This window comes from Agrococcus sp. SL85, from assembly GCF_026625845.1.
Taxonomy (GTDB): Bacteria; Actinomycetota; Actinomycetes; order Actinomycetales; family Microbacteriaceae; genus Agrococcus.
In genome coordinates, this window is record NZ_CP113066.1 from 880,700 (window position 1) to 906,149 (window position 25,450).

Annotated in this window: 26 protein-coding genes; 15 read left to right on the forward strand and 11 right to left on the reverse strand. The window is 71.9% G+C overall.

Annotation, left to right across the window (positions count from 1 at the left end):
- Positions 1-33: 33 nt before the first annotated feature.
- The 3 genes from OVA14_RS04295 to OVA14_RS04305 form a co-directional block, all read right to left on the reverse strand.
- On the reverse strand, positions 34-588 hold the full coding sequence (locus OVA14_RS04295; protein ID WP_267505045.1) for a single-stranded DNA-binding protein: 555 nt from the start codon (positions 586-588) through the stop codon (positions 34-36).
- A gap of 2 nt (positions 589-590) precedes the next feature.
- Positions 591-974: a 30S ribosomal protein S6 gene (gene rpsF, locus OVA14_RS04300; protein ID WP_267505046.1), complete on the reverse strand. Its 384-nt coding sequence runs from the start codon at positions 972-974 to the stop codon at positions 591-593.
- A gap of 160 nt (positions 975-1,134) precedes the next feature.
- The gene (locus tag OVA14_RS04305) at positions 1,135-2,589 is read right to left on the reverse strand and encodes a CCA tRNA nucleotidyltransferase (protein ID WP_420710612.1); all 1,455 of its coding nucleotides are present in this window, start codon (positions 2,587-2,589) and stop codon (positions 1,135-1,137) included.
- 83 nt (positions 2,590-2,672) lie between these two features.
- On the opposite strand from OVA14_RS04305, the gene OVA14_RS04310 reads away from it, so the two are divergent.
- From OVA14_RS04310 to trxA, 5 genes are all read left to right on the forward strand, one after another.
- The gene (locus OVA14_RS04310; RefSeq protein WP_267505047.1) at positions 2,673-4,700 is read left to right on the forward strand and encodes a DUF6049 family protein; all 2,028 of its coding nucleotides are present in this window, start codon (positions 2,673-2,675) and stop codon (positions 4,698-4,700) included.
- Positions 4,697-6,337, forward strand: a complete 1,641-nt coding sequence (gene murJ / locus OVA14_RS04315; protein ID WP_267505048.1) for a murein biosynthesis integral membrane protein MurJ — start codon at positions 4,697-4,699, stop codon at positions 6,335-6,337. Before OVA14_RS04310 ends, murJ begins: the two co-directional genes overlap by 4 nt.
- 120 nt (positions 6,338-6,457) lie before the next feature.
- The gene (locus OVA14_RS04320) at positions 6,458-6,871 is read left to right on the forward strand and encodes a hypothetical protein (RefSeq protein WP_267505049.1); all 414 of its coding nucleotides are present in this window, start codon (positions 6,458-6,460) and stop codon (positions 6,869-6,871) included.
- A gap of 41 nt (positions 6,872-6,912) precedes the next feature.
- The gene (gene trxB / locus OVA14_RS04325) at positions 6,913-7,869 is read left to right on the forward strand and encodes a thioredoxin-disulfide reductase (protein ID WP_267505050.1); all 957 of its coding nucleotides are present in this window, start codon (positions 6,913-6,915) and stop codon (positions 7,867-7,869) included.
- Positions 7,859-8,191 carry a thioredoxin gene (trxA, locus tag OVA14_RS04330; RefSeq protein ID WP_267505051.1) on the forward strand — a complete coding sequence of 111 codons (333 nt, stop codon included), beginning with the start codon at positions 7,859-7,861 and terminating at the stop codon, positions 8,189-8,191. Before trxB ends, trxA begins: the two co-directional genes overlap by 11 nt.
- Positions 8,192-8,298: 107 nt before the next feature.
- On the opposite strand, the gene OVA14_RS04335 is transcribed toward trxA, so the two are convergent.
- A complete protein-coding gene (locus OVA14_RS04335; protein WP_267505052.1) occupies positions 8,299-9,462 on the reverse strand; it encodes a ParB/RepB/Spo0J family partition protein in 1,164 nt (387 codons plus the stop codon).
- Complete coding sequence (locus OVA14_RS04340; RefSeq protein ID WP_267505490.1) at positions 9,459-10,292, reverse strand: ParA family protein; 834 nt, start codon at positions 10,290-10,292, stop codon at positions 9,459-9,461. Before OVA14_RS04340 ends, OVA14_RS04335 begins: the two co-directional genes overlap by 4 nt.
- A 1,215-nt stretch (positions 10,293-11,507) precedes the next feature.
- On the opposite strand from OVA14_RS04340, the gene OVA14_RS04345 reads away from it, so the two are divergent.
- Complete coding sequence (locus tag OVA14_RS04345; RefSeq protein ID WP_267505053.1) at positions 11,508-11,711, forward strand: hypothetical protein; 204 nt, start codon at positions 11,508-11,510, stop codon at positions 11,709-11,711.
- Between the two features lie 62 nt (positions 11,712-11,773).
- On the opposite strand, the gene rsmG is transcribed toward OVA14_RS04345, so the two are convergent.
- From rsmG to rpmH, 6 genes are read right to left on the reverse strand one after another with little or no spacing between them, the layout of a single operon-like run.
- Positions 11,774-12,424 (reverse strand): 16S rRNA (guanine(527)-N(7))-methyltransferase RsmG, encoded by a 651-nt coding sequence (gene rsmG, locus OVA14_RS04350; RefSeq protein ID WP_267505054.1) that lies wholly within the window; start codon positions 12,422-12,424, stop codon positions 11,774-11,776.
- Positions 12,425-12,468: 44 nt separating this feature from the next.
- Positions 12,469-12,960 carry a protein jag gene (locus OVA14_RS04355; RefSeq protein WP_267505055.1) on the reverse strand — a complete coding sequence of 164 codons (492 nt, stop codon included), beginning with the start codon at positions 12,958-12,960 and terminating at the stop codon, positions 12,469-12,471.
- Positions 12,957-13,937 carry a membrane protein insertase YidC gene (yidC, locus tag OVA14_RS04360; RefSeq protein WP_267505056.1) on the reverse strand — a complete coding sequence of 327 codons (981 nt, stop codon included), beginning with the start codon at positions 13,935-13,937 and terminating at the stop codon, positions 12,957-12,959. Before yidC ends, OVA14_RS04355 begins: the two co-directional genes overlap by 4 nt.
- Positions 13,938-13,940: 3 nt before the next feature.
- Entirely contained in the window at positions 13,941-14,219 is a 279-nt protein-coding gene (yidD, locus tag OVA14_RS04365) for a membrane protein insertion efficiency factor YidD (RefSeq protein WP_267505057.1), read from the reverse strand.
- Between the two features lie 8 nt (positions 14,220-14,227).
- Positions 14,228-14,551: a ribonuclease P protein component gene (rnpA, locus tag OVA14_RS04370; RefSeq protein ID WP_267505058.1), complete on the reverse strand. Its 324-nt coding sequence runs from the start codon at positions 14,549-14,551 to the stop codon at positions 14,228-14,230.
- A 21-nt stretch (positions 14,552-14,572) separates the two neighbouring features.
- Positions 14,573-14,710, reverse strand: a complete 138-nt coding sequence (gene rpmH / locus OVA14_RS04375) for a 50S ribosomal protein L34 (protein ID WP_092667578.1) — start codon at positions 14,708-14,710, stop codon at positions 14,573-14,575.
- A gap of 338 nt (positions 14,711-15,048) precedes the next feature.
- Between rpmH and dnaA the strand changes: the two genes are divergently transcribed.
- The 9 genes from dnaA to OVA14_RS04420 all read left to right on the forward strand — a co-directional run bounded on the left by dnaA (position 15,049) and on the right by OVA14_RS04420 (position 25,444).
- Positions 15,049-16,455, forward strand: a complete 1,407-nt coding sequence (gene dnaA / locus OVA14_RS04380; RefSeq protein WP_267505059.1) for a chromosomal replication initiator protein DnaA — start codon at positions 15,049-15,051, stop codon at positions 16,453-16,455.
- Between the two features lie 461 nt (positions 16,456-16,916).
- Positions 16,917-18,059: a DNA polymerase III subunit beta gene (dnaN, locus tag OVA14_RS04385; protein ID WP_267505060.1), complete on the forward strand. Its 1,143-nt coding sequence runs from the start codon at positions 16,917-16,919 to the stop codon at positions 18,057-18,059.
- Between the two features lie 47 nt (positions 18,060-18,106).
- Positions 18,107-18,988: a phosphogluconate dehydrogenase (NAD(+)-dependent, decarboxylating) gene (gnd, locus tag OVA14_RS04390; protein ID WP_267505061.1), complete on the forward strand. Its 882-nt coding sequence runs from the start codon at positions 18,107-18,109 to the stop codon at positions 18,986-18,988.
- Positions 18,989-20,164 (forward strand): DNA replication/repair protein RecF, encoded by a 1,176-nt coding sequence (gene recF, locus OVA14_RS04395; protein WP_267505062.1) that lies wholly within the window; start codon positions 18,989-18,991, stop codon positions 20,162-20,164.
- On the forward strand, positions 20,157-20,666 hold the full coding sequence (locus tag OVA14_RS04400) for a DUF721 domain-containing protein (protein WP_267505063.1): 510 nt from the start codon (positions 20,157-20,159) through the stop codon (positions 20,664-20,666). The genes recF and OVA14_RS04400 overlap by 8 nt, the downstream gene beginning before the upstream one ends.
- Positions 20,667-20,781: 115 nt before the next feature.
- Positions 20,782-21,483 (forward strand): FadR/GntR family transcriptional regulator, encoded by a 702-nt coding sequence (locus tag OVA14_RS04405; protein WP_267505064.1) that lies wholly within the window; start codon positions 20,782-20,784, stop codon positions 21,481-21,483.
- Between the two features lie 166 nt (positions 21,484-21,649).
- Positions 21,650-23,074 carry a four-carbon acid sugar kinase family protein gene (locus OVA14_RS04410; protein ID WP_267505065.1) on the forward strand — a complete coding sequence of 475 codons (1,425 nt, stop codon included), beginning with the start codon at positions 21,650-21,652 and terminating at the stop codon, positions 23,072-23,074.
- 43 nt (positions 23,075-23,117) lie between these two features.
- Positions 23,118-24,014 (forward strand): NAD(P)-dependent oxidoreductase, encoded by an 897-nt coding sequence (locus OVA14_RS04415; protein WP_267505066.1) that lies wholly within the window; start codon positions 23,118-23,120, stop codon positions 24,012-24,014.
- A 2-nt stretch (positions 24,015-24,016) separates the two neighbouring features.
- Complete coding sequence (locus OVA14_RS04420) at positions 24,017-25,444, forward strand: GntP family transporter (RefSeq protein ID WP_267505067.1); 1,428 nt, start codon at positions 24,017-24,019, stop codon at positions 25,442-25,444.
- Positions 25,445-25,450: the final 6 nt, after the last annotated feature.

The window sequence follows — 25,450 nt, forward strand, 5'->3', positions numbered from 1 at the left end:
CGGAGCCCCTGATGCATGTGAGTGGGAGGGCCCTTAGAAGGGCGTCTCGTCGTTGTAGGAGGTGCCGGGCGCGCCCCAGACGTCGGCCTGCGGCTGCGCCTGGTTCGACTGCGCGGGCTGACCCCACGGCTCGTCGGCCACCTGCTGCTGCCCGCCGAAGCCACCCTGGCCGCCCTGGCCGCCGAAGCTGCCCTGGCCGCCCGAGCTGCGGCCTGCGCCGCCGCCCGTGGTGCGGGTGACCTGCGCGGTCGCGTAGCGGAGCGAGGGGCCGATCTCGTCGACCTCGAGCTCGATGACGGTGCGCTTCTCGCCCTGCTGCGTCTCGAAGGAGCGCTGCTTCAGACGGCCCTGCGCGATGACGCGCGAGCCCTTCTGCAGGCTCTGCGAGACGTGCTCGGCGAACTCGCGCCACACCGACGCGCGGAGGAACAGCGCCTCGCCGTCCTTCCACTCGTTCGCCTGGCGGTCGAACGTGCGGGGGGTGGAGGCGATGGTGAAGTTCGCGACCGCGAGGCCGTTCTGCGTGTAGCGCAGCTCCGGGTCGGCCGTCAGGTTGCCGACCACCGTGATGATGGTCTCGCCGGCCATGGCTACTCGGCCTCGACCTCGGCGGCGGGCGCGGGAGCGGCGGCCTTCCTCGCGGCCTTCGCCTCGGCCTCGCGGCGCGACTTCGACGTCTGCGTGACGGCGTCCTCGGCGCGCAGGACCTTCGTGCGCATGACGGCCTCCGACAGCTTCAGCTGTCGGTCGAGCTCGACCGTGGTGGCCGACTCGGCCGTGAAGTTGACGACGGCGTAGATGCCCTCGTGCTTCTTGTCGATCTCGTATGCCAGGCGGCGACGGCCCCAGATGTCGACGGTGTCGATCGTGCCGCCGTCGTTGCGGACGACGTTGAGGAACTTGTCGAGCGACGGGGCGACGGTGCGCTCGTCCACCTCCGGGTCGAGAATCACCATCAGCTCGTACTGCTGCATGCTTCACCCACCTCCTTCGGACTAGAACGGCTGCAGACGGTCTGCAGCAGGAGGGTATGCATGGTGCGCTGGCCTCGTGCCCGAGGTCGGGCGGAGCCCGCGCAACCTTGCGATCGTACCGCAGGCCCGGGTTCCCGCGCCAGATGCGGGTGCCGCGGCATCACGCCGAGCGCGCCGCCCACCACTCGCGCAGCATCGCCTCGGCCCGCTCCTCGCCGAGCGGCCCGTGCTCGAGCCGGGCGTCGAGCAGCATCCGGTAGGCCTCGCCCACCTCGCGACCGGGAGCGATGCCGAGGATCGCCATGATGCGCTCGCCGTCGAGGTCGGGGCGCACGGCGTCGAGCTCCTCCTGCTCGGCGAGCTCGGCGATGCGGCGCTCGAGGTCGTCGTAGGCGAAGTCGAGGCGCTCCGCCTTGCGACGGTTGCGCGTCGTGACGTCGGAGCGCGTGAGGATGTGGAGGCGCTCGAGCAGCGGGCCGGCGTCGCGCACGTAGCGCCGCACCGCCGAGTCCGACCAGCCCTGGTCGCCGTAGCCGTAGAAGCGCAGGTGCAGCTCGACGAGCCGCGAGACGGCCTTCACGGTGTCGTTGTCGAAGCGCAGCGCCTTCAGCCGCTTCGTCGCCATGCGCGCACCGACGACGTCGTGCTGGTGGAAGGTGACCACGCGGCCCTCGATGCGCCGCGTCGCCGGCTTGCCGATGTCGTGCAGGAGGCCCGCGAGGCGCGAGACGACGTCGGGCTCCGCCCCGGGGTTCCGGGAGGCCTCGAGGTCGATGCCCTGCTGCAGGACCGTGAGCGAGTGCTCGAACACGTCCTTGTGGTGGGCGTGCTCGTCGGCCTCGAGCCGCAGCGCCGGCACCTCCGGCAGCACGCGCTCGAGGATGCCGGTGTCGGTGAGCAGGCGGATCCCGGACACGGGCGTCGGCGTGCGCAGCGTCTTCACGAGCTCGTCGCGCACGCGCTCGGCCGAGATGCCGAGGATGCGCTCGGCCTGCGCCTCCATCGCATCCACGACGCGCGGCGCCACCTCGAAGCCCAGCTGCGCCGCGAAGCGCGCCGCGCGCATCATGCGGAGCGGGTCGTCGTCGAAGGAGCGCTTGGGCGCCTGCGGGGTGTCGAGCACGCGGGCCACGAGGTGCTCGAGGCCGCCGCCCACGTCGATCAGCTGCGGCAGCGGCGCCTCGCTGCCGTCCCGGCGGGGCGTGAGCAGCAGCGCCATCGCGTTCACGGTGAAGTCGCGGCGCACGAGGTCGTCCTCGAGCCGCTCGCCGAACGCCACCGCGGGCTTCCGGGAGACGCCGTCGTACTGGTCGGCGCGGTAGGTGGTGATCTCGACGTCGGCGCCGTCGACGCGCGCGGCGATCGTGCCGAACTCGCGGCCGACATCCCACGTGGCGTCGGCGAGGGGACCGACGATCGCGAGGGTCTCGTCCGGCGTCGCGGAGGTCGCGAGGTCGAGGTCGGTGACCGGGCGGCCGAGGAAGGCGTCGCGCACGGGGCCGCCCACGAGCGCGAGCTCGTGCCCCGCCGCGGCGAAGGCGGCGGCGATGCGCGCCGTCGGGGCCTCGGCGACGAGCGCCTCGAGCCGAGCAGCAGCCTCACCCATGTCCGTCACGACCGACCATCCTCGCAGATGCCCGGGCGACCGCGCCGCTCCGCTCGGGCGGCGGTGCGAGCGGTCGCACCTAGACTCTCCTCATGCTGTCGGCCGGTCGCCTCTCCGGGCGGCGCGCGACCGCGCTCGCCGCCGCCGCGGCCGCGACGGCGCTCGTCCTCGCACCGCTCGCGGCCGCCGGTTCGGCCGCCCCGGCCGCGGCGACCACGACGGGCGCGACGAGCCCCGAGCTCACGATCGCGGCCGTCGACCCGCTCGTCTCCGAGGGCGAGTCGCTCGAGGTCGAGATCGTGCTCGACAACCCGACCGACGCGATCGTGCCCGCCACGAGCGTCGAGGTGCTGCTCACGGCGGCGCCCATCCCGACCCGCTACGGCCTCACCCGGTGGTTCGCGGGCCAGAGCCTGCTCGCGAGCTCGGTCATCGCCACCGTCGAGGTGCCTGCGGCGCCCGCGCGGCTCCGCGCGACGGCCTCGGCCACGATCGACGCGGCGTCGCTCGGCCTCGACGGGCGCTCCTGGGGCGCCTACGGCCTGGCCGCGAACGGCGCCGACCTCGCCACCGCCACGAGCGTCGTCGTGCGCGACGAGCCCGGCGAGGCGAGCCCCACGCGCCTCTCGCTCGTCGCGCCGATCGACGCCGGCGCCTCGGACGGTCTGCTCGACGCCGCCGCGCTCGAGGCCGCCACGACCATCGGCGGCGAGGCCCGCGAATCCCTCGACGCCGCGATCGCCGCGGGCCTGAGCTTCGGCATCGATCCCGTCTTCGCGGCGAGCGAGGCGGCGCTCGGTGGCGAGGCTCCCGAGGCCGCCACGTCGTGGCTCGACCGCGCGGACCGCCCCGAGGCCTACGCGCTCGAGTACGCGAACGCCGATCCCATCGCCGAGGTGCGCGCGGGCGTGCACCCGGTGGAGCTGCTCGGCGTGCCCCGCGAGGACGCCCCCATGCTGCCGCCCGGCGTGGCCGACGTCGGCACAGCTGCGCCCGTGATCGATGCGACGAGCGCGGTGCTGCGGCAGGACGACCTCGCCTCGCTCGCCGGCATCGGCACCGTGGTGCTCACGACCGCGGGGCTCGACGAGATGCTCGTCGGCTCCACGCCGAGCGCGCACGTCTCGATCGACGGGGTCGAGGCGCTCGCCGCCGACGCCGAGCTGCAGTCCCTCGTGCGCGAGGCCGTGCTCGACGACGACCTCGCCGCCGCCGACGCCCGGGCGCGCACCCTCGCGCTGCTCGCGACGATCACGCGCGAGCGCCCCTCCGACAGCCGCGCGCTCGCCGCCATGCTGCCTGCCTCCTCGCTCGGCGACATCGGGCCGCTGCTCTCGGACCTCAGCGACGCAGGATTCGTCGACACCGTCGAGGTCGAGGAGGCGCTCCGCGGCGAGCCGCGCGAGGCGAGCCTCGCCGAGCTCGACGATCCCGCTCGCGACGCCGGCGCGGAGCTCGTCACCGCCGCCCTCGCGCAGGAGGCCGAGGTCTCGAGCGTCTCGAGCATCGTCGAGGACCCCTCGGCGCTGCTCGCGGACCTGCGCCTCCAGCTGCTCGGGGCGCTGCCCGACGCGGGGCGCGCCGTCACCGAGGCCGACCGGATCGCCATCGAGGGCCTCGGCGGCGCGATGGGCGAGGTGCGGCACGCGGTCCAGATCCTGGGCGGCAGCGACATCCAGGCCGTCGGCCAGAGCCTGCCCCTGCCCATCACCATCACGAACGAGCTCGACGAGCCCGTCACGGTGCAGCTCTCGGTGCGGCCCTCCAACGCGCTCGTCACGGTGCCCGACCCCGAGGTCGACGTCACGATCCCGGCCTCCAGCCAGCAGCGCGTGCAGGTGCCGATCGAGATCGTCGGCACGGGCGGCGTGCTCATGATCGCGCAGCTCTCGACGCCCGACGGCGTCTCCCTCGGGCAGCTGCAGACGATCCGCGTGCAGGCGCGGCCCACGATCGAGGCGGTCGTGGGGTGGACGCTCGGTACAGCGATCGCGCTGCTGCTCGGCTTCGGCATCTGGCGCTCGGTGCGCAAGCGCCGCCGCGGCGAGGCCCGCGGCGACCTCGACGACCGCCCGCTCCGCGGGCGCCCCCAGACGACCGGCACGGAGGAGACCGCGTGAGCACAGGCAGGGCGAGCGCGATCATCGCCTCGGGGACGATGGTCTCGCGCATCCTCGGCTTCGTGAAGGCGGGCATGCTCGCCGCCGCGATCGGCCAGTCGTTCTCGCAGTCCGCCGCGGCGTTCGGCCTCGCGAACCAGCTGCCCAACAACGTCTACGCCCTCGTGGCGGGCGGCGTCATGAGCGCCGTGCTCGTGCCGCAGATCGTGCGGGCGTCGAAGGCGAAGGACGGCGGCGAGTCGTACGTCTCGAAGATCCTCACGCTCGGCGGCACGGTGTTCCTGCTTCTCACGATCGTCGCGACGATCGCGGCGCCGTTCCTCGTGCAGATCTACGCCGTCAGCGCGGGCGAGTCCGGACGCGGCTTCAGCGACGGACAGATGGCCCTCGCGATCGCGCTCGCGTACTGGTGCATGCCGCAGATCCTCTTCTACGCGATTTACACGCTGCTCGGCGAGATCTACAACGCGCGCAGCCAGTTCGGCCCGTACACCTGGGCACCCGTGGCCAACAACGTCATCGGCATCGCGGGGCTCGCGGTCTTCATGCTGCTGTTCGGCGAGGCCAACACGAACCGCTCGCTCGCGGTGTGGGACGCCGACCGCGTCATGTGGCTCGGCATCATCACCACCGGTGCCGTGGCGGTGCAGGCGCTCGTGCTCGTGCTCTTCTTCCGCCGCACCGGCATGCGCTTCCGCCTCGACTTCGGCTGGCGCGGCGTGGGCCTGCGCGCCACGGGGCGCAGCGCCATGTGGCTCTTCGGCATCGTCATCATCGGCCAGATCAAGGGCCTCGTGCAGTCGCGCGTCGCCTCGATGGGCGACGAGGCGAACATCCTCACGATGCAGAACGCGTGGTACGTGTTCTCGCTGCCGCACTCGATCATCGCCGTCTCGATCGCGATCGCGTACTTCACGCAGATGTCGCACCACGCGAACGACGGCGAGGTGGGCAAGATCCGCACCGACCTCTCCGGCGCGCTCCGCGGCGTCGGGATGCTCACGACGATCGCCGCGGTGATGATCGCGGTCGTCGCGCCGCCGCTCGCGCGCTTCTTCGAGCAGGGCTTCGAGGGCTCGATCGCGATGTCGTGGGTCATCTGGGCGTTCCTGCTGTGCGCGGTCGCCTACTCGGCCGAGTACGTGATCCAGCGCGTCTTCTTCGCGCTCGGCGACACCCGCACCGCCTTCCTGTACGCGTGCGTGAGCATGTTCATCACCTTCGCCCTGCTGTGGTGGGCGTCGACGCTGCCGGCCGTGTGGATCATCGCGGGCACCGCGCTCGCGGTGTCGATCGCCAACCTCGTCTCGGCCTCGGTCTGGCTCGTGCTCGTGCGCCGGAAGATCGGCCCCTTCGGCTTCCGGCTCGTCGCGTGGCGGCACGTGCAGTACCTCGCCTACGCGATCCCGGCCGGCGCGGCGGGCTTCGGCGTGGTCTCGGCGCTCGGCGGCTACGTCGACGGCGGCTTCGGCACGATCACCAAGCCGGCCGGCCTCCTCACCTGCGCGATCGCGGGCGTCGCGATGGCGCTCGTCTACTTCGGGCTGCTCTACCTCACGCGCAACCCCGACTTCCGCACGACCGCCGACCTCGTCGTCTCGCGGCTGCGCCGCGGTCGGGGCTCCGCAGGGGCGTAGCCGCAGTCGCCCACCCGCCCACGGCTCGTCCAGGCCGCTCCGGGCGGGCTCCTGGGCCGCCGGGCTAGCGTGGGCCCTCCGCGCGGCGCCGCCGCGCCCGCGCGACGGCAGGAGGCTCGCATGGTCCACCCGATCGCCCGGCTCGCCGGTCCGCTCCTCGTGGGGGCGCTCGCCGGCGCCGGCGCCATCATCGGTGCCTCGCTGCGCCGCGAGCGCGCGCGCCTCGAGCTCGCACCGCCTCCACGCCCCCTCGCCCTCGAGGGCTGGTGGTCGTCGGACGCGTCCTCGTCGCTCGCGCACGCGCACCCCGCGGTGCTCATCGTCGACGCCGCGAGCTCGCGGCTCGTCGACTCCTGGGATCGCCGCACGCGCGCCCGCGTCGCTCGCCCCGTCGTGCGCCGCACCCCCGAGTGGCCCTCCCACGGCCTCATCGTCGTCGACGCGGCGACGGGCGACCTCCTGGCCACGCCCGGCCCCCAGGGCGCCGCTGCGGCCGCAGCGGCGGGCGAGGGCGCGGGAATGCGCGAGACCTAGGATCGGTTGTGCCCAGCAGAGACCACGAACCAGGAGCATCCGTGCACGACGTCATCATCATCGGCTCCGGCCCCGCCGGCTTCACGGCCGCGATCTACGCCGGCCGCGCCAACCTCCGCCCCATCGTGCTCGCGTCGAGCGTCGCGATGGGCGGCGACCTCATGACGACGACCGAGGTCGACAACTTCCCCGGCTTCCCCGAGGGCATCCAGGGCCCCGAGCTCATGTTCGCCATGCAGCAGCAGGCGGAGCGCTTCGGTGCAGACGTGCGCATGGTCGACGTCACCGAGCTCGAGCTCGACGGCGAGATCAAGCGCGTGCACGTGGGCGACGAGGTGCTCGAGGCCCGCGCGGTCATCTACGCGACGGGATCGGAATACCGCAAGCTCGGCGTCGAGGGCGAGCAGCGGCTCTCGGGCCACGGGGTCTCGTGGTGCGCCACGTGCGACGGCTTCTTCTTCAAGCAGAAGCAGCTCGTCGTGGTCGGCGGCGGCGACTCCGCGATGGAGGAGGCGACCTTCCTCACGAAGTTCGCCGAGAAGGTCACGATCGTGCACCGCTCGGAGACGTTCCGCGCCTCGGCGGCCATGCTCGACCGCGCGGAGCAGGACCCGAAGATCGAGTTCCTCACGAACGCGACGATCGACGAGATCCGCGGCACCGAGGTGAACGGCGTCGAGCAGGTGACGAGCATCGTCGTCCGCGACACCGTCACGGCCTCCACGCACGAGATGCCGATCGACGGCGTCTTCGTCGCCATCGGCTCCGACCCCCGCACCCACCTGATCCACGGCAAGCTCGACCTGACGGCCGAGGGCACGATCGCGGTCGACGGCCGCTCGTCGCGCACCTCGGTCGAGGGCGTCTTCGCCGCCGGCGACGTCATCGACCCGATCTACCGGCAGGCGATCACCGCCGCGGGCTCCGGCACCGTGGCAGCGATCGACGTCGAGCACTACCTGGCCGCGCACCCCGCGCCGGCCCTCGATGAGGCCTGAGGAGGCAGCAGTGAAGGAAGTCACCACCGCATCGTTCGAGCAGGACGTCCTGAACGCCGACAAGCCCGTGCTCGTCGACTTCTGGGCGGAGTGGTGCGGCCCGTGCCGCGCCGTGAGCCCGATCCTCGAGCAGATCGACGGCGAGACCGAGAAGCTCGACGTCGTCAAGGTGAACGTCGACAAGGAGCCCGACCTCGCGATGCGCTACGGCATCACGTCGATCCCCGCCATGAAGCTCTTCCAGGGGGGCGAGGTCGTGCACGAGCTCATCGGCGCGCGGCCGAAGCCCGCGATCGAGCAGGAGCTCGCCCAGTACCTCTGATCGGCGCAGCAGACCAGGAAGGCCCCCGGGGAGCTCCCCGGGGCCCTTCTGCGTGGTCGGGCGCCGTCGCCGCGGCATCAAGCCCTGCCGGCGGCCCCGCGGGCTGCTCAGCGCTCGGCGGGAGCGCCGCCGAAGCCCTCGTCGCCGAGCTCCGAGAGGATGCGGTTCAGGTCGGCGACCGTCGCGAAGTCGATCGTCAGCTGCCCCTTGGAGCGGCCGAGCGCGATGCGCACTCGGGTGTCGAGGCGATCCTCGAGCCGGCCCGCGATCTCGTCGAGGCCGTGCTGCACGGCGCCCTTCGTGGGCGCGCGGCGCGGCGATCGGGTCTGGAGGAGCCCCGCCGCGGTCTCCGCCGCTCGTACTGAGAGATCCTCATTGACAATCTTCGCCGCGAGCTGCTCCATGGCCTCGCGCGTCGAGAGCGAGAGGATCGCGCGGGCGTGGCCGGCCGAGAGCACGCCCGAGGCGACCCGGTGCTGGATCGGCTCCGGCAGCTTCAGGAGCCGGATGGTGTTCGAGATCTGCGGGCGGCTGCGGCCGATGCGGCGCGAGAGCTCCTCCTGCGTGATCGCGAAGTCCTCCATGAGCTGCTGGTACGCCGAGGCCTCCTCGAGGGGGTTGAGCTGCGCGCGGTGGAGGTTCTCGAGCAGCGCGTCGCGCAGCATCGCGTCGTCGGGGGTGTCCTTGATGACGGCGGGCACGGCCTCGAGGCCGGCGCGCTGGCTCGCGCGCCAGCGCCGCTCCCCCATGATGAGCTCGTAGCGCTCGCCCTCGCCCGAGCCGTCGTGCAGCGGTCGCACGACGATCGGCTGGAGCACGCCGAACTCACGGATCGAGTGCTCGAGCTCGGCGAGGTCGTCCTCGTCGAAGACCGTGCGCGGCTGGCTCGCGTTCGGCCGGATGTCCGTCGGCACGATCGAGGCGAAGGTCGCGCCGGGGATCGCGAGCAGCTCCTGCGCGTCCGCTGCGGGCGCGGTCGACGACGCCTCCTTGGACTGCTCGTCGTCGGCCGAGAAGAAGACGTCGACGGCAGCCGCGCTCGAGCGCCGACGGGTCGAGGTCGGTGCGTCCGGCATGGTCGCTCTCCGCGAGCGGCTGGAGGTGCGCGAGGGGGCAGCGCTCGTGCGAGCGGGCGCGCTCCTGGGAGCCCTCGGCGCCTTGGCATCTGCGACGGGCGCCGCCTCCTGCTGCTCCGCGGGCGCCGCCACAGGGGCGGGGCCGGTGGGGATGAGGGCGCCGATGCCGCGCCCGAGCCCTGCTCTCTTGCTCATGCCGCTCCTCTGCGTGCGATCTCCGCCGCGGCCTCTCGGTACGAGAGCGCGCCCGGGGAGTTGGGGTCGTAGGCGATCACCGTCTGGCCGTAGCCGGGCGCCTCGGAGACGCGGACGGAGCGCGGGATGATCGCCTCGAGCGTCTGCGTGGGGAAGTGCGCCTTGACCTCGTCGACCACCTGCCGCGACAGCAGCGTCCGGCCGTCGAACATCGTGAGCAGCACGGTCGAGAGGTCGAGCGTGGGGTTCAGGTGCGCCTTGATGCGCTCGATGGTGTCGAGCAGCTGGGTGACGCCCTCCAGCGCGTAGTACTCGCACTGGATCGGCAGGAGCACCTCGGTCGCAGCCGTGAAGGCGTTGATCGTGAGCAGCCCGAGCGAGGGCGGGCAGTCGATGAAGACGTAGTGCGGCGGGCGGGCGGCGTCGCTCAAGTACGCGTCGAGCGCCTCGCGCAGCCGGTGCTCACGACGCTCCATGCCCGCGAGCTCCAGATCGGCGCCCGCGAGGTGGATGGTCGAGGGCACCACCTGCAGCAGCTCGCTCTGGGGGCTCGTCACGACCGCCGCAGCGAGCGGCTCGCCGTCGATGAGCACGTCGTAGGTGCTCATGACGTCGGCGTGGTGGTCGATGCCGAGCGCGGTCGACGCGTTGCCCTGTGGGTCGAGGTCGAGCACCAGCACGCGGGCACCGCCCTGCGCGAGCGCGGCGGCCAGGTTCACGGCGGTGGTCGTCTTGCCGACGCCACCCTTCTGGTTCACGACCGTCATGATCCGTGTGCGGGCGGGAAGCGGCACCTGCTGCGCGGAGAGTGCCTGGCGACGGCGAGCCATCGCGGCGAGCTCCCTCGCGATCGGCGTCGTGTCGAACTTTCCGGTGGTCACACGGGCCTTCCTGATTGATGTTTCACGTGGAACATCCACGGGGGTGGCGCGACGATGCGCGGACGACCGGGATGCAAGAACCCTAGTCTTGCGCCTCGCGCGCGTGTGGCAAAGTCCACAACCCCGTGTCGCGCACTCTCAGAGACGCGTCGAGTTCTCCACAGCAACCCACAGCCTGTGGAGAACATGGTGGCTGTGGACGACGCGCACACCATTCGCAAGCACGCGCCTCCCCGGCTCAGTATTCCGCGGAATCACGCGGTTTTTCCCGTGCGCACCGCCGCGGACGCCGACAGCGCTCTCGTCGTGCCGTGGCACGTTTTCCACAGTTCTCCACAGGCGACGGCTCGAGGGCCAGCGTCGAGGCGAGCGCCCGACTGGACATGTTCCACGTGAAACATCGGCCGAATGGGGCTCGATGACCCATGTAGTTGGGCGCGTCATGCACCCGTATCGATCGCATCGATCCACAGAGACGCGCTGAGCGCGCTCACGCTCACGAGAGACCCGGAGGCACCCCGCCTTTCTGGAGCAGCTCAGCAACCGCGTGCCCGGCCCGAGCGCTCAGACAGGCGCGCCACCGCGTCGGCCTCCCTGCAACGCTGTTCGCTCGAGCGACGGCGACACCGTGTCCTCAGTGTGGACACACCGATCCGTGCACGCCGCATCCTCGGTCGCCGAGCATCTCAGGATGTTTCACGTGGAACGTCGACGTTCCGCGCCGCACGTGCGTGCAGCGCACGCGGCGCAGCACGCCACACCGACCGGCATCAGCGCTACGAGCGGTCAGTTGCCCAGCGACGGGATTCGACCCGACTTCCTGATCGCAACACGCACAGCAGGCGCGGCACCGTCCAACGCGCCGATCAGCACGGAGAATCCGCTCGCCGTCGCGCGCTGTCCCACTGCAGCGAAGCGCGGGTGCGCGCCCAACGAGTGAGTGCAGTCGCACCAATGTTCCACGTGGAACATCGCATCGACGAGTGTGCTGCAATGCGCGGCGTGCTGACACGGATGCCTCGTCCGCCGGACGACGCGGGAGCCAGCGCGGCCACGCGAGAAGGCGCCGGAAGCCGGGCTTCGAATCATGCGACCCTCGGTCAGCGTGTTACCAGCTGCGCGTCCTCGGCCCGAGGACCCCTGGGCTCCAGCCTCACGTCGAGGATGCAGCTCCCGCTGCACCCCGAACCGTTGTTCCACGTGAAACGTCTCGAGCTCGCGGTGCGCGCGGCGCACGGAGGCGTGCTGCGGAAGCGCTGGCGCGCGGCGTCCGACGACGAGTCGTTCCGGCGACCGTCGGCGAGCGACGGCGCGCGCGGCGCGTCGTCCGACTGCGACCCGGACGCCAGCATCGACGTCTCCGGGTGACTGACGATGCACGAGGGCCGATGTTCCACGTGGAACATCGGCCCTCAGCAGCACAGGACGAATCAGGGATCGACGACCGCTCGGACGACGCGCGTCACCTCGAGCCCGTGCTCCGCTCCGAGCTCGAGCACCTCGACATCCTGCAGGCGGTGCTTGCGGATCGCCTTCTGCGCGGCAGCGATCTCCTCGCCGGCCCGAGCACCCTTGAGCAGCAGCAGCTCACCACCGCTCCGAGCGAGCGGCGCGGTCAGGGGGAGGAGGGTGCGCAGCGCAGAGACTGCCCGCGCCGTGACCTGATCGAGCGGGAGCAGCGCTCCGCTGCCCGGCAGCTCCTCGGCTCGTGCCCGCAGCACCGCGACGTTGTCGAGGCCCATCCGATCGACCTCCGCCTGCAGCCACGCCGTGCGACGCTCCATCGGCTCGATGAGCGTCAGATGCACATCGGGCCGGGCGATCGCCAGCACGAGGCCCGGCAGCCCGGCGCCGGATCCCACGTCGCCCACGCGCCCCCGGAGCAGCGGAGCGAGCATCGCAGAGTTGAGGATGTGTCGACTCCACAGGTGCGGCAGCTCGCGGGGACCGATGAGCCCGAGCGTCTCGCCCTGCGCGGCGAGCGACTGGGTGAACGAGCGAGCGAGCTTGATGCGGTCGCCGAAGAGCGCGATCGCCTGCGGAGGCTCGGCCTCGAGCTCCGGGGGAGCGACCTCGTTCACGCGCGAGCGCCCGTCATCGCCTGACGACCCATCCGTGGCAGCGCTCAGGCCGCGACGATGACGATGTGCCGGCCGGCACCCTCGCCCTCGGACTCGCTCGCGAGGCCGTGCTCGCGCACGAGGTCGTGCACGAGCTTGCGCTCGTACGAGCTCATCGGCTCGAGCGGCACCCGATGGGCGCCGTCGGCGATCGCCGCGGCAGCGCGGTCCACGACCCCCTGCAACTGGCCCGCCCGCACGTCGCGGGATCCCGCGACGTCGAGCACCAGCCGCGAGAAGTCGCCGGTCTGCTGCTGCACCGCGAGCCGCGTGAGCTCCTGCAGCGCCGCGACCACCTCGGGCTTCGAGAGGCCGCCCAGGTCGTCGCCGGCCTCGCCCACGACCACCGTCGTGCGCGAGCCCTCGGCGTCGATCTCGATGTCGCCGTCGAGGTCGGCGATGTCGAGCAGGCCCTCGACGTAGTCCGCTGCGATCTCGCCCTCGTCGACGCGCTCGGCGTCGGCCTCGCGCTCCTCCGCCAGGGTCTCCTCGGTCATGCGTTGCCTCCCTCGCGCTGCGACTTCGTGCGCTTCGATCGCGGCTGCTGCCGCTGCGTGCGGATCTCGAGCTCCGCCTCCGCCGCGGCCTCCTCGCCCTCGACGGGCGGCAGGCCCATCCGCTGGCGCTTCCGCGCCATGCGGGCCTCGCGCGCGAGCGCGGCGTCGGAGCCGGGGGTCGGCATCTTGTTGATGATGATGAGCTGCTGCACGAGCGTGTAGATGTTCGAGACGAGCCAGTAGAACATCGTGCCGAGCGGGAACAGCCAGGCCGAGATCAGCAGGAACACCGGGATGATGTACAGCAGGATGCGCTGCTGCTTGTACATCGGCGACTCCTTCATCGCCGGCGTCTGGTTCTTCGTCATGATCTGCAGCTGCGTGTAGAACTGCGTGGCGCACATGATCGCCGTCAGCACGATGGCCGTGACGATGACCGCGACGTCGCCGGTCGCGAAGCCGCCCTGCATCGTCTGGTGCAGCGGCACGACGCCGAAGAGCGTCGACTCGCTGAACTCGATCGCGCGCTGCTCGGTGAGGAAGCCGATCGGCGCCGTCACGCCCGCGCGACGGTTGTTCGAGTCGGTGAGCACCTGCACGAGGCCGAGGAAGATCGGCATCTGGATGAGCAGCGGGAGGCACGAGGCGAAGGGGTTCGTGCCCGCCTTCCGGTACGCCTCCATCGTCTCGCGCTGCATCGCCTCGCGCGAGAACTGATCCTTCTTGCCCTTGTACTTCTTCTGGATGCGCTGGATCTCGGGCTGGATCTCGAGCGACTTGCGCGACGAGACGATCTGCCGCACGGTGAGCGGGATCATCGCCGAGCGGATGACCAGCACGAGGCCCACGATCGACAGCACCCAGGTGAGGCCCGAGGCGGGATCGCCGCCGAGCGCGACGACCAGCGTGTGGAAGCCGATGAGGATCGCCTCGATGACCCACTTGATGGGCCACATGAGCAGGGCGAAGATGTCCACGGTTCAGTGCTCCTCGTGCGCGAGGACGAACCCCGCGCGGGTGGTTCGGAGCCGCGTGCGCGGCTCCGGGATGTCGTCGACGCCGCCTGGCGCCCACGGGTGGCAGCGGAGGATGCGGCGCGAGCCCATCCAGATGCCGCGGATCGCGCCGTGCTGCTGGATGGCCTGGAGGGCGTAGCTCGAGCAGCTCGGGTAGTAGCGGCACACGTCGCCGTAGAGCGGTGAGACCACCGCCCGGTAGGCGACGAGGATCGCGACGCAGATGTTGCGGGGGAGGAGCATGACGCTCTTCACCGTCGCTCCAGGAGCGCCGTGATCCCGGCTCTGAGTGTAGCGAAGTCGGCCTGCCCCGCGGGGGGCAGCGCCCGGATGACGATGTCCTCGGCCCCGTGCGCGGGCAGCTGCTCGCGCACGATCTCGGAGAGGCGACGCTTGACGCGGTTGCGCACGACCGCGTTGCCCACCTGCTTGGACACGATGAACCCGAAGCGGCTCACTGCCGCTCCGGGCTTCGTGCGGTGCACCACCGCGAGCGGGCCGCCCGCGCGGCGACCGGTGCGCACGATGCGACGGAAGTCGTCGCCCCGCACGATCCGGTTCGCCTTCGCGAGCACCTCGCGCCAGACCCTCTTGGATCAGGCCGAGAGCTCGCTGCGGCCCTTGCGGCGGCGAGCGGCCAGGATGGCGCGGCCGGCGCGGGTGCGCATGCGGAGGCGGAAGCCGTGCTTCTTGGCGCGGCGGCGGTTGTTCGGCTGGAACGTGCGCTTGCTCATGGTGATGTCTCCCGGTGGTTCGGCGCGGAGCGCCGGAAGTCGTGGCGCCGGCCCCCGGAGGGAACGACGGCGCGCCGCAGTGCGCCTGCGGCAACCTGACAACCATACGCGAGCGCGCGGCCCCGGTCAACGGCGTGGCGCCGCGTCCGCCGCCACGCCGCGGCCATGACAGCGGGACTTGCACCCCGTGCGCTATGCGTGCAGACTCTATGAATCCGCGCCGCGGGAGGTGCTCCAGGAGCACTGACGCCCAGCGGACCTCTCCTCCACCGACCCTGTGGATAATGGTGTGGATCACACCTGTCATCGCGACGCCACTCGAGAGGAACCGCAGCTCCATGGCCCCGGACGACCCCACCAGAGCACTCTGGTCGAACGTCCTGGCGACCCTGGTCGGCGACAGACGGATCCCCCCGTCGTTGCGCGGATTCCTGGACCTCGTGGAGCCCCAGGGCGTCATGGGCGGCGTGCTCTACCTCGACGTGCCGAACGACCTGACGCGCGACATGCTCGAGCAGCGGCTGCGCCTGCCTATCACCGATGCGCTTGTGGAGAGTCCTGTGGACATCTCCTCGTTCAAGATCGTCGTGAACGCCGAGCTCGAGCACGAGGAGCCGCTGCCGGACGTCGTCGACGACCCTGCGGCGCACCCCGTCGTCGCGCCCATCGAGACCTTCGAGCGCCGGGACGAGCCCTCGAGCCGCAAGGCGGATTCACGGCTGAATCCGAAGTACGTCTTCGACAACTTCGTCATCGGGGGCTCCAACCGCTTCGCCCACGCCGCCGCCCTCGCGGTCGCCGAGACGCCGGCCAAGGCGTACAACCCGCTCTTCATCTACGGCGACTCCGGCCTCGGCAAGACCCACCTGCTCCACGCGATCGGCCACTACGCCGAGGGCATGTACCCGGGCATCCGGGTGCGCTACGTGTCGAGCGAGGAGTTCACGAACGACTTCATCAACTCGATCGCGAACAACCTCGGCCAGGCCTTCCAGCAGCGCTACCGCGAGGTCGACGTGCTGCTCATCGACGACATCCAGTTCCTGCGGGGCAAGGAGTCGACGCAGGAGGCGTTCTTCCACACCTTCAACACGCTGCACGACCACAACAAGCAGGTCGTGATCACCTCCGACGTCGCGCCCAAACACCTGCAAGGGTTCGAGGAGCGCATGGTGAGCCGCTTCGAGTGGGGCCTCATCACCGACGTGACGGTGCCCGACGTCGAGACGCGCATCGCGATCCTCCGCAAGAAGGCCGAGGCGGAGCGGATCCAGATCCCCGCAGAGGTGCTCTCGGTCATCGCCGACAAGGTGCAGTCGAACATCCGCGAGCTCGAGGGCACGCTCATCCGCGTCACCGCCTTCGCGAGCCTCAACCGGCTGCCCGTGACGATGGAGCTCGCGCAGACGGTGCTGAAGGACCTCTTCTCCTTCGACGAGGAGGCCGTGGTGTCGCCGAGCGACATCATCAGCCACACCGCCTCGTACTTCCGGCTCACGGTCGACGACCTCCACGGCTCGTCGCGATCGCAGACGATCGCGCTCGCCCGGCAGATCGCCATGTACCTGTGCCGCGAGATGACGAGCATGTCGCTGCCGAAGATCGGCCAGCTCTTCGGCAACCGCGACCACACGACGGTCATGTACGCGAACAAGAAGATCGAGAAGCTCATGCAGGAGCGACGCTCGGTCTACACGCAGGTGACCGAGCTCACGGCGCGCATCCGGCAGTCGCCCGTCCGCTGAGCCCTCCGCAGGCACCCCGACCCCGCGTCGGGGCGCTCCGTCGTGCCTCCGCATCGCCTTCCGGCGGCGGAACCCTCGATGTGGGAATCATGTGGTCCGCGTGTGGACGACACGCGACGGCCTGTGGAGAGCGGAGCCCCGAGCTGTGGACGGCGCGGACGACAGGATTCCTGTCATCCCGAGATCGGTGGATGCGCCTCCACAGATCGCCCACAAGTCACAAGCGTGTAGTTCCCGCTCCACGAGCGGCGAGGACGTGAGCGATCCACAGCGTCCACAGACGTTATGAATGACAAGAAGAGTTTCCTGTCATCCCTCGAGCCGCCAACGATGGGCGTCGGGCGCCGTCGGACGGCGGGGTCGTGCGACGGGAGGCTGTGCCAGAATCGACACCGCCGCGCGCCGGACGCCTGTGCTGCGCGGCTCGAGAGTGCGCAAGCGCGCCGAGGGAAGGCTGCCGAGTGAAGTTCGTCATCAACCGCGATGTCTTCAGCGATGCCGTGTCGTTCGCCGTGAAGCTGCTCCCGCAGCGCCCCGCGATGCCGATCCTCGGCGGCGTGCGCATCGAGGCCACCGCCGATGGCGTCGTGCTCTCGTCCTTCGACTTCGAGTCGTCGGCGCGCACGAAGGTCGCCGCCGACGTCGAGGCCGAGGGCGTCGTGCTCGTCTCCGGCCGGCTGCTGAGCGACATCGCTTCGAAGCTGCCCCAGCGCGAGGTGCGCGTCGAGGACGACGGCACGAAGGTGACGATCCGCTGCGGCAGCGCGAACTTCTCGTTCGCCCGCATGCCGCTCGAGGAGTACCCGACCGTGCCGACGGTGCAGGGCCTCACCGGCGTCGTCGAGGGCAAGGCCTTCGCCGAGGCGATCGGTCAGGTCGCGATCTCGGCCTCCCGCGAGGACGTCACGCCCGTCATCACCGGCGTGCAGCTCGAGGCCGCCGACACGACCCTCACGCTCATCGCGACCGACCGCTACCGCGTCTCGGTGCGCAGCGTGCAGTGGGACGCCGGCGACCGCACCGAGCCCGTGACCTCGCTCGTGCCTGCGCGCACCCTCGTCGAGGTCGGCCGCACCTTCGGCTCGGCGGAGCGCATCGAGATCACGCTCTCGGAGCCCGGCGATCGTCAGCAGATCGCGTTCTCGACCGCCGACCGCACGGTCACGAGCCTGCTCATCAAGGGCAACTACCCGCCCGTGCGCCGCCTGTTCCCCGAGAGCGTCGACCACCACGCCGTCGTCAACACCGCCGAGCTCATCGACGCGACGCGGCGCGTGCAGCTCGTGCTCGACGCCGAGGCCGCCATCCGCTACACGTTCTCGGAGGGCCAGGTGCAGCTCGAGGCGATCGGCTCCGAGCAGGCGCAGGCCTCCGAGACGATCGACTGCGTGCTCGACGGCGAGGAGATCGTGCTCTCGATCAAGCCGCAGCTGCTCATCGACGGCATCAACGCGACGCACTCGGAGTTCGTGCGGATCGCGTTCACGCGCTCCGAGAGCACGAACAAGCCCGGCCCCATGCTCATCCGCGGGCAGACCTCGCGGGACGACGCCGAGGCCACCGACTTCAAGTACCTGCTGCAGCCGAACCTGCTGCTGCGCTGAACCGCCGGGGGCGGGCCGAGGCCGCGAGGGCGGCAGGAGGAGCGATCATGCACATCGGACTCGTCGGGCTCGGCCGCATGGGCGGCAACATGCGCCAGCGGCTGCGCGAGCGCGGCGTCGAGGTCACCGGCTACGACCGGAACCCCGAGGTCACCGACGTCGCGGACGTTGACGCGCTCATCGCGGCGCTGCCGGCGCCGCGCATCGTCTGGGTGATGGTGCCGGCGGGCGAGATCACCGACGCCGTCGTCTCGGAGCTCGGCGCGAAGCTCGAGCCGGGCGACCTGGTGATCGACGGCGGCAACTCCCGCTTCACCGAGGACGAGCGCCACGCGGCGCAGCTCGCCGAGCGCGGCGTGCGCTTCGTCGACGCCGGCGTCTCCGGCGGCATCTGGGGCCTCGAGAACGGCTACGGCCTCATGGTCGGGGGCGAGCCGGGCGACATCGCCGAGCTCATGCCGGTCTTCGACGCGCTGCGGCCCGAGGGTCCGCGCGAGGAGGGCTTCGTGCACGCGGGACCGGTGGGCGCCGGCCACTACGTGAAGATGGTGCACAACGGCATCGAGTACGGCCTCATGCAGGCCTACGCCGAGGGCTTCGAGCTGCTGGAGAAGAAGGAGCTCGTGCACGACGTGGCCGGATCCTTCAAGGCCTGGCAGCGCGGCACGGTCATCCGCTCGTGGCTGCTCGACCTCATGGTGCGGGCGCTCGACGAGGACGACGACCTCTCGGAGATCGAGGGCTACGTCGACGACTCGGGCGAGGGTCGCTGGACGGTGGAGGAGGCGATCGCGAACGCGGTGCCGATGCCCGTCATCGCCGCCTCGCTCTTCGCGCGCTTCGAGTCGCGCCAGGACGACTCGGCCGCCATGAAGGCGGTCGCGGCGCTGCGCGCCCAGTTCGGCGGGCACGCCGTCAAGCAGGCGTAGGTGCGCGTCAGCCGGCTCGCGCTGACCGACTTCCGCAACTACCGGACCGCGGACGTCGCCTTCGAGCCTGGCGCGAACCTGCTCGTGGGCCGCAACGGCCAGGGCAAGACGAACATGGTCGAGTCGATGGTGTGGATCGCCACCGGCTCGAGCCACCGCGTGCCGACCGACGTCGCGCTCATCCGCGCCGGCGAGCAGCGCGCCGTCGTGCGCTGCACCGTCACGAACGACGAGCGCTCGTTCCAGCTCGACGTGCAGCTGAACGCGAAGGGTGCGAACCGCGCTGTCGCGAACGGCACCGGCGTGCGGATCCGGGACCTGCCGCGCTACCTGCAGGCGGTGCTCTTCAGCCCCGAGGACCTCCAGCTCGTGCGGGCGGACCCCGCGGGGCGCCGCCGCTTCCTCGACGAGCTGGCCGTCATGCGGGCGCCGCGCCTCGCGGGCGTGCACGCCGACCTCGACCGCGTGCTGCGGCAGCGCAACTCGCTGCTGAAGAGCGCGAGGGCGTCGCGGCTGCGGCCGGACGAGCTCACGACGCTCGAGGTGTGGGACGGCCGGCTCGTCGAGCTCGGCATCGAGGTGCGCCGCACCCGGCAGGCGCTCGTGGCCGAGCTCGCTCCGCACGTCGCCGAGGCGTACCGGCTCGTCGCGGGCGACGAGCACCGAGCCGAGATCGCGCTCGTCACGAACGTGCCCGAGACGCCCGAGGCGTTCCACGCGCTGCTGCAGCAGCGGCAGCGCGACGAGCTCGACCGGGGCGTGAGCCTCGTGGGCCCGCACCGCGACGACCTCGAGCTGCAGCTCAACGACCTGCTCGCCCGCCACTACGCGAGCCACGGGGAGTCGTGGTCGTTCGCGCTCGCGCTGCGGCTCGGCTCCGCGCAGCTGCTGCGCGACGGCCTCGGCGGCGACCCCGTGATGATCCTCGACGACGTCTTCGCCGAGCTCGACGCCGGGCGCCGCCAGCGGCTCGCCGAGGCCGCGGGCGGCTTCGAGCAGGTGCTCATCACCGCCGCGGTCGAGGAGGACGTGCCCGAGGCGCTGCGCCACCACCGCATCCGCATCGACGCCGGCGAGGTCGTCGAGGGCGACGCCCCGCAGGCGGCGACGGCCGACCCCGAGTCGGACCCCGTGGCCGATCCGGTGCCCGAGGCTGCGGGGGACGGCCGTGGCTGAGCAGCCGTGGCAGCGCCTCGCGCCGACCGAGCCCGAGCGGGTGTGGCTGCGGCTCAAGGCGAAGATGGGCGACCCGGAGGTCGTCACGCGCGACGGCCGTCGCCGCTCCCGCCGCGACCCGGACGCCTCCGTGCCGTTCGGGAAGGGCAGGGATCCGCGGGCGCTCGGCGACGTGCTCGGCGGCTTCGCCGACGACCGCGGCTGGACGGGCACGCTCGCGAAGGCCGACGTCATGGCGCACTGGCCCGACCTCGTGGGGGAGGAGAACGCCGCGAAGACCGAACCGGTGGGCTTCGAGGACGGCGTGCTCACGGTGCGCTGCGCGTCCACCGCGTGGACGCAGCAGATGATGATCCTGCGCGCGGAGACCACGACGCGCATCATCCAGCGCTTCCCCGACTGCGGCCTCACGCAGCTGCGCTTCGAGGGGCCGAGCCTGCCGAGCTTCCAGCGCGGCCGCCGCTCGGTGCCGGGCCGCGGTCCGCGCGACACCTGGGGCTGAGCATCGCGCGGGCTGAGCATCGCGCGGGTCGAGGGTCCCGCGCGCTGGGCGTCGCGCGGCGTCGACTCGCCCACCCGCAGGGGCTACGCTGTCTGACACCAACGGAGGAGGACGGATGCCGAGGCCATCGCGCACCCACGACGCCGTCGACCGCCTGCTCGACGCGATCATCCAGGGCACGCTCACGGCAGGGGAGCAGCTGCCGCCGGAGGGCCACCTCGCCGTCGAGTTCGGGGTCTCGCGGCTGACGATGCGCGAGGCCGTGCGGCTGCTGCAGGCGCAGGGCGTCATCGTGCAGGTGCCGGGCAGCCGCCACCGCATCGCCCCCGTCGCGGAGTGGACCGGCATGGACGCCGTCGTCCGCCACGCGCGGAGCGCCGGCGAGCGCGAGCGCTCCTCGCTCGAGCTGCTCGACGTGCGCATGATGATCGAGACGGGCGCGGCGCAGCTCGCTGCCGCGCACCGCACCGAGGAGCATCTCGCGCAGCTCGAGGCGACGCTCGCCCGCATGCTCGCGCAGCACGAGGCGGGCGACGTCGACGCCTTCGTCGAGGCGGACCTCGAGTTCCACGACGTCGTGCTGCACGCAGCCGACAACCGCATCCTGGTCGCCGCGCTCCTGCCGCTCACGACGATGCTCGCCGAGACCCGCGGCGAGACGAGCGCGATCCCGGAGATCCGGGAGCACGCGATCGCCGAGCACCGCGCGGTGCTCGAGGCCGTGCGCGGCGGCGACCCGATCGAGGCGCGCGACGCGATGGCGAGCCACATGCAGCAGACCCGCGACGACCTCGTCGGGCTCGTGCACCGCCGCTGACCCGCGGCTCCCCGCTCGCCGGTCGGGCGGCTCGCGGTGGTGGCTGCGCCGGCGAGCCGAGGTCGGCACGACGGGGCTTGACATCGCCGTGCGTCGTCTCGCATGATGTCTGATATCTGATGGGGAAGCGCGTCGCGCGACCCGACCATGGACGAAGGAGTCTTCCGTGCACGTCGACCTGCTGCTCGCAGACGCACCCGCCCCCATCGAGGTCCCCGCCGAGCGCGTGCGCGCCGCGATGGATCCGGCCTCCGTGCTCGTCGTGCTCGACGACGACCCCACCGGCACGCAGTCGGTCGCGGGCCTGCCGGTGCTCACGCGCTGGGAGCGCGAGGACCTCGACTGGGCGATGGCGCAGGACGCCCCCGCCCTCTACGTGCTCACGAACACCCGGTCGCTCGACCAGACCGCCGCCGAGCAGCGCAACCGCGAGATCGTCGCCGTCGCGCTCGACGCCGCCGAGGCGCGCGGCAGGCGCGTGACCTTCGTCTCGCGCAGCGACTCGACCCTCCGCGGCCACTTCCCGCTCGAGACCGACGTGCTGACCGAGGCCATCGTCGCGCGCGGTCACGCGGCGCCGCACCTCGTGGTGCTCGTGCCGGCCTTCCCGGACGCCGGCCGCATCACGGTCGACGCCGTGCACCACTGGGTGGTCGACGGCGAGGCGACGCCCGTGGGCGAGACGCCCTTCGCGCAGGACGCGACCTTCGGCTTCCGCTCGAGCGACCTGCGCGACTGGGTGGCGGAGAAGACCGGCGGCAGGATCGCCCGCGAGGCCGTCCACTCGCTCGCGCTCACGACCATCCGCCGCGGCCCCGAGGCCGTCGCCGACGAGCTGCGGACGCTGCCCGCCGGCACGGTCGTGGCGGTCGACGTCGTCGACGAGCACGACATGCGCGCCGTCGCGATCGCCCTGCACGAGCTCGACCGCGAGGGCCTCGGCGCGCTGCTGCGCGTCGGCCCGCCCTACCCCCGCGCCCACATCGGGCAGGAGGTGCCCGACGTGGTGCGCCCGGAGGACCTCGACCTCCGCGCCGAGCGCGGCGGCCTCGTCGTCGTCGGCAGCCACGTGCCCCTCACCACCGCCCAGCTCGCCGCGCTCCGCGAGGCCCGGCCCGCGACCGCCACGATCGAGCTCGACGCGCGCAGCATGATCGACGAGCGCCGGGAGGCGCACCTCGACGCGCAGGCTCGTGCGGTCGCCGACGCGATCGAGGCCGGCACGGTGATCGTGCACACGAGCCGCGAGCTCATCACCGGCGCCGACGGCGACGCGAGCCTCGACATCGCCCGCCGCGTCTCGAGCGGCATCGTCGAGCTCGTCGCGCGCGTGCTCGAGCTCGCACCGCCCCGCTTCGTCATCGCGAAGGGCGGGATCACCTCGAGCGACGTCGCCTCGGAGGCCCTGCGCATCCGACGCGCGCAGGTCGTCGGTCCCATGCTGCCCGGCATCGTCTCGCTCTGGCAGCCGGAGGCGGGCCCCGCGGTCGGCATCCCCTACATCGTCTTCGCCGGCAACGTCGGCGACACCGACTCCCTCGCCGCCGTCGTGCAGACCCTCGCGGGCGACGACGACCCCGCGGCCGGCTGACGGCTCGACCGTCCCCACCACCACAGAATCGGAAGGATCCGAGATGACCAGCACCGTCGCCGTCATCGGGCTCGGCGCCATGGGGCTCCCCATGGCGTCCCGCCTGGCCGAGCAGTTCGACGTGATCGGCTTCGACATCGCCGAGGCGCGCCTCGCGCTCGCCGCCGAGCAGGGCGTGCGCCCCGCCGGGAGCGCTGTCGAGGCCGCGGCCGACGCGGAGGTCGTGCTCGTCGCCGTGCGCACCGGCGAGCAGCTCGAGTCGCTGCTCTTCGGCGAGCAGCCGCTCGCCGAGCACCTGCGCCCCGGCGCCGCCGTCCTGCTCACGAGCACCGTCGGCACCCGCGGCATCGCCGAGCTCGCCGCGCGCCTCGAGGCGATCGGCGCGCACCTCGTCGACGCCCCGCTCTCCGGCGGGCCGCTCCGCGCCGGCCAGGGCGACCTGCTCATCGTGGTCGGCGCGACCGAGGCCGCGCTCGCGATCTCGCGCCCCGTGCTCGAGCAGCTCGCCTCCACCCTCACCGTCGTCGGCGACCGCCCGGGCGACGGCCAGGCGCTCAAGACCGTGAACCAGCTGCTGTGCGGCGTCCACATCGCCGCCGCCGCCGAGGCGCTCGCGCTCGCCGACGCGCTCGGCCTCGACCGCGAGCGCACGCTCGAGGCGCTCCAGGCGGGGGCCGCAGGCTCGTTCATGCTCGGCAACCGCGGACCGCGGGCGCTGCAGGCCTACGACGAGGACGGCGCCGAGGTGCTCAGCCGCCTCGACATCTTCGTGAAGGACCTCGGCATCGTCGGCGACGCCGCGCGCGCCCACCACCTCTCGACCCCCGTCGCCGCGGCGGCCGAGCAGCTCTTCCTCATCGGCGAGGCCGCGGGCCTCGGCGAGCTCGACGACTCGGCGGTCATCCGGGTCGTCGCCCCCCGACGCGCGAAGGAGCGCTGACCATGGAACTGCCCCTCCCCGCCCTCATCGCGATCGGCCTGGGCGGCATCGCGCTGCTGCTGGTGCTCGTCATCACGCTCAAGATGCAGGCGTTCTACGCCCTCATCCTCACGGCCATCGTCGTCGGCATCGTCGCCGGCCTGCCGCTCTCGACGATCCCCGCCACCGAGACCGAGCCGGAGCGGCTCGGCGTCATCCAGGCGATCATCGCCGGCGTCGGGGGCACCCTGGGATCGGTCGCGGTGCTCGTCGCCCTCGGGTCGATGCTGGGCAAGATCATCGAGATCTCGGGCGGCGCCGACGCGCTCGCCGGGAAGTTCACCGGCTGGCTCGGCCCGAAGCGCGTGGGCGTGGCCCTCACGGCGGCCGCCGCGATCCTGGCCATCCCCGTCTTCTTCGACGCGGGCTTCATCATCCTCATCCCCATCGTCTACGCCTTCTCGAAGGCGGCCGGCCTCAGCCCCATGAAGTTCGGCCTGCCGATCGCCGGCATCATGCTCGCGGTGCACGTGGCCGTGCCGCCGCACCCCGGCATCGTCGGCGGCGCCACGATCCTCGGCGCCGACATCGGCTGGATCACGATCCTCTCGCTGTTCATCTCGATCCCGCTCGCCGTCGTCTCGTACGTCGTGGCGAAGCGCTTCAACCGCAGCGAGTACCCGATGCTGGCGGCGACGAAGCAGATGTTCGACGAGTTCGGCTCCGAGCAGGGCCCGCGCACCGGCACCCTCTCGGAGGGCGAGCGCGCCCCGAGCGCCTGGACGATCCTGGCGATCATCATCCTGCCGCTCGCCCTCATCATGGTCGGCACGACGATCGCGCCCGCACTGCCCGAGGGCAGCTTCGAGCGCGGCCTCCTCGGCATGATCGGCCAGCCGATCTTCGCCCTCATGGTCGCGATCGCCGCGGCGATGATCCTCCTCGGCGCCCGCCGCGGCTGGTCGCGCGAGAAGCTCGGCGAGGTCATGGAGTCGGCGCTCCCCGCGGCCGCCGTCATCATCCTCGTCACGGGAGCCGGCGGCGCCTTCGGCCGCATCCTCACCGAGACGGGCATCGGCGGCGCGGTCGCCGAGGTGCTCGCGGGCACCGGCATGCCGATCCTCCTCGCAGCCTTCCTCATCGCGCTCATCATGCGCGCGGCGCAGGGCTCGGCGACCGTCGCGATCACGACGGCCTCGGGCCTGCTGCTGCCGACGGTCGCGGCGCTCGGGCTCGGGCCGATCCAGCTCGCGCTCGTCGCGCTCGCGATCGGCTACGGCGCGCTGGGCCTCAGCCACGTCAACGACTCGGGCTTCTGGATCGTCACGCGGTACCTCGGCCTCTCGGTCAAGGACGGCCTGCGCACCTGGACGCCCCTCACGACGATCCTCGGCGTGGTCGGCTTCCTCATCGTGGTGGCGATCTCGCTCGTCGTGCCCGTCGGCGCATAGCCGGGA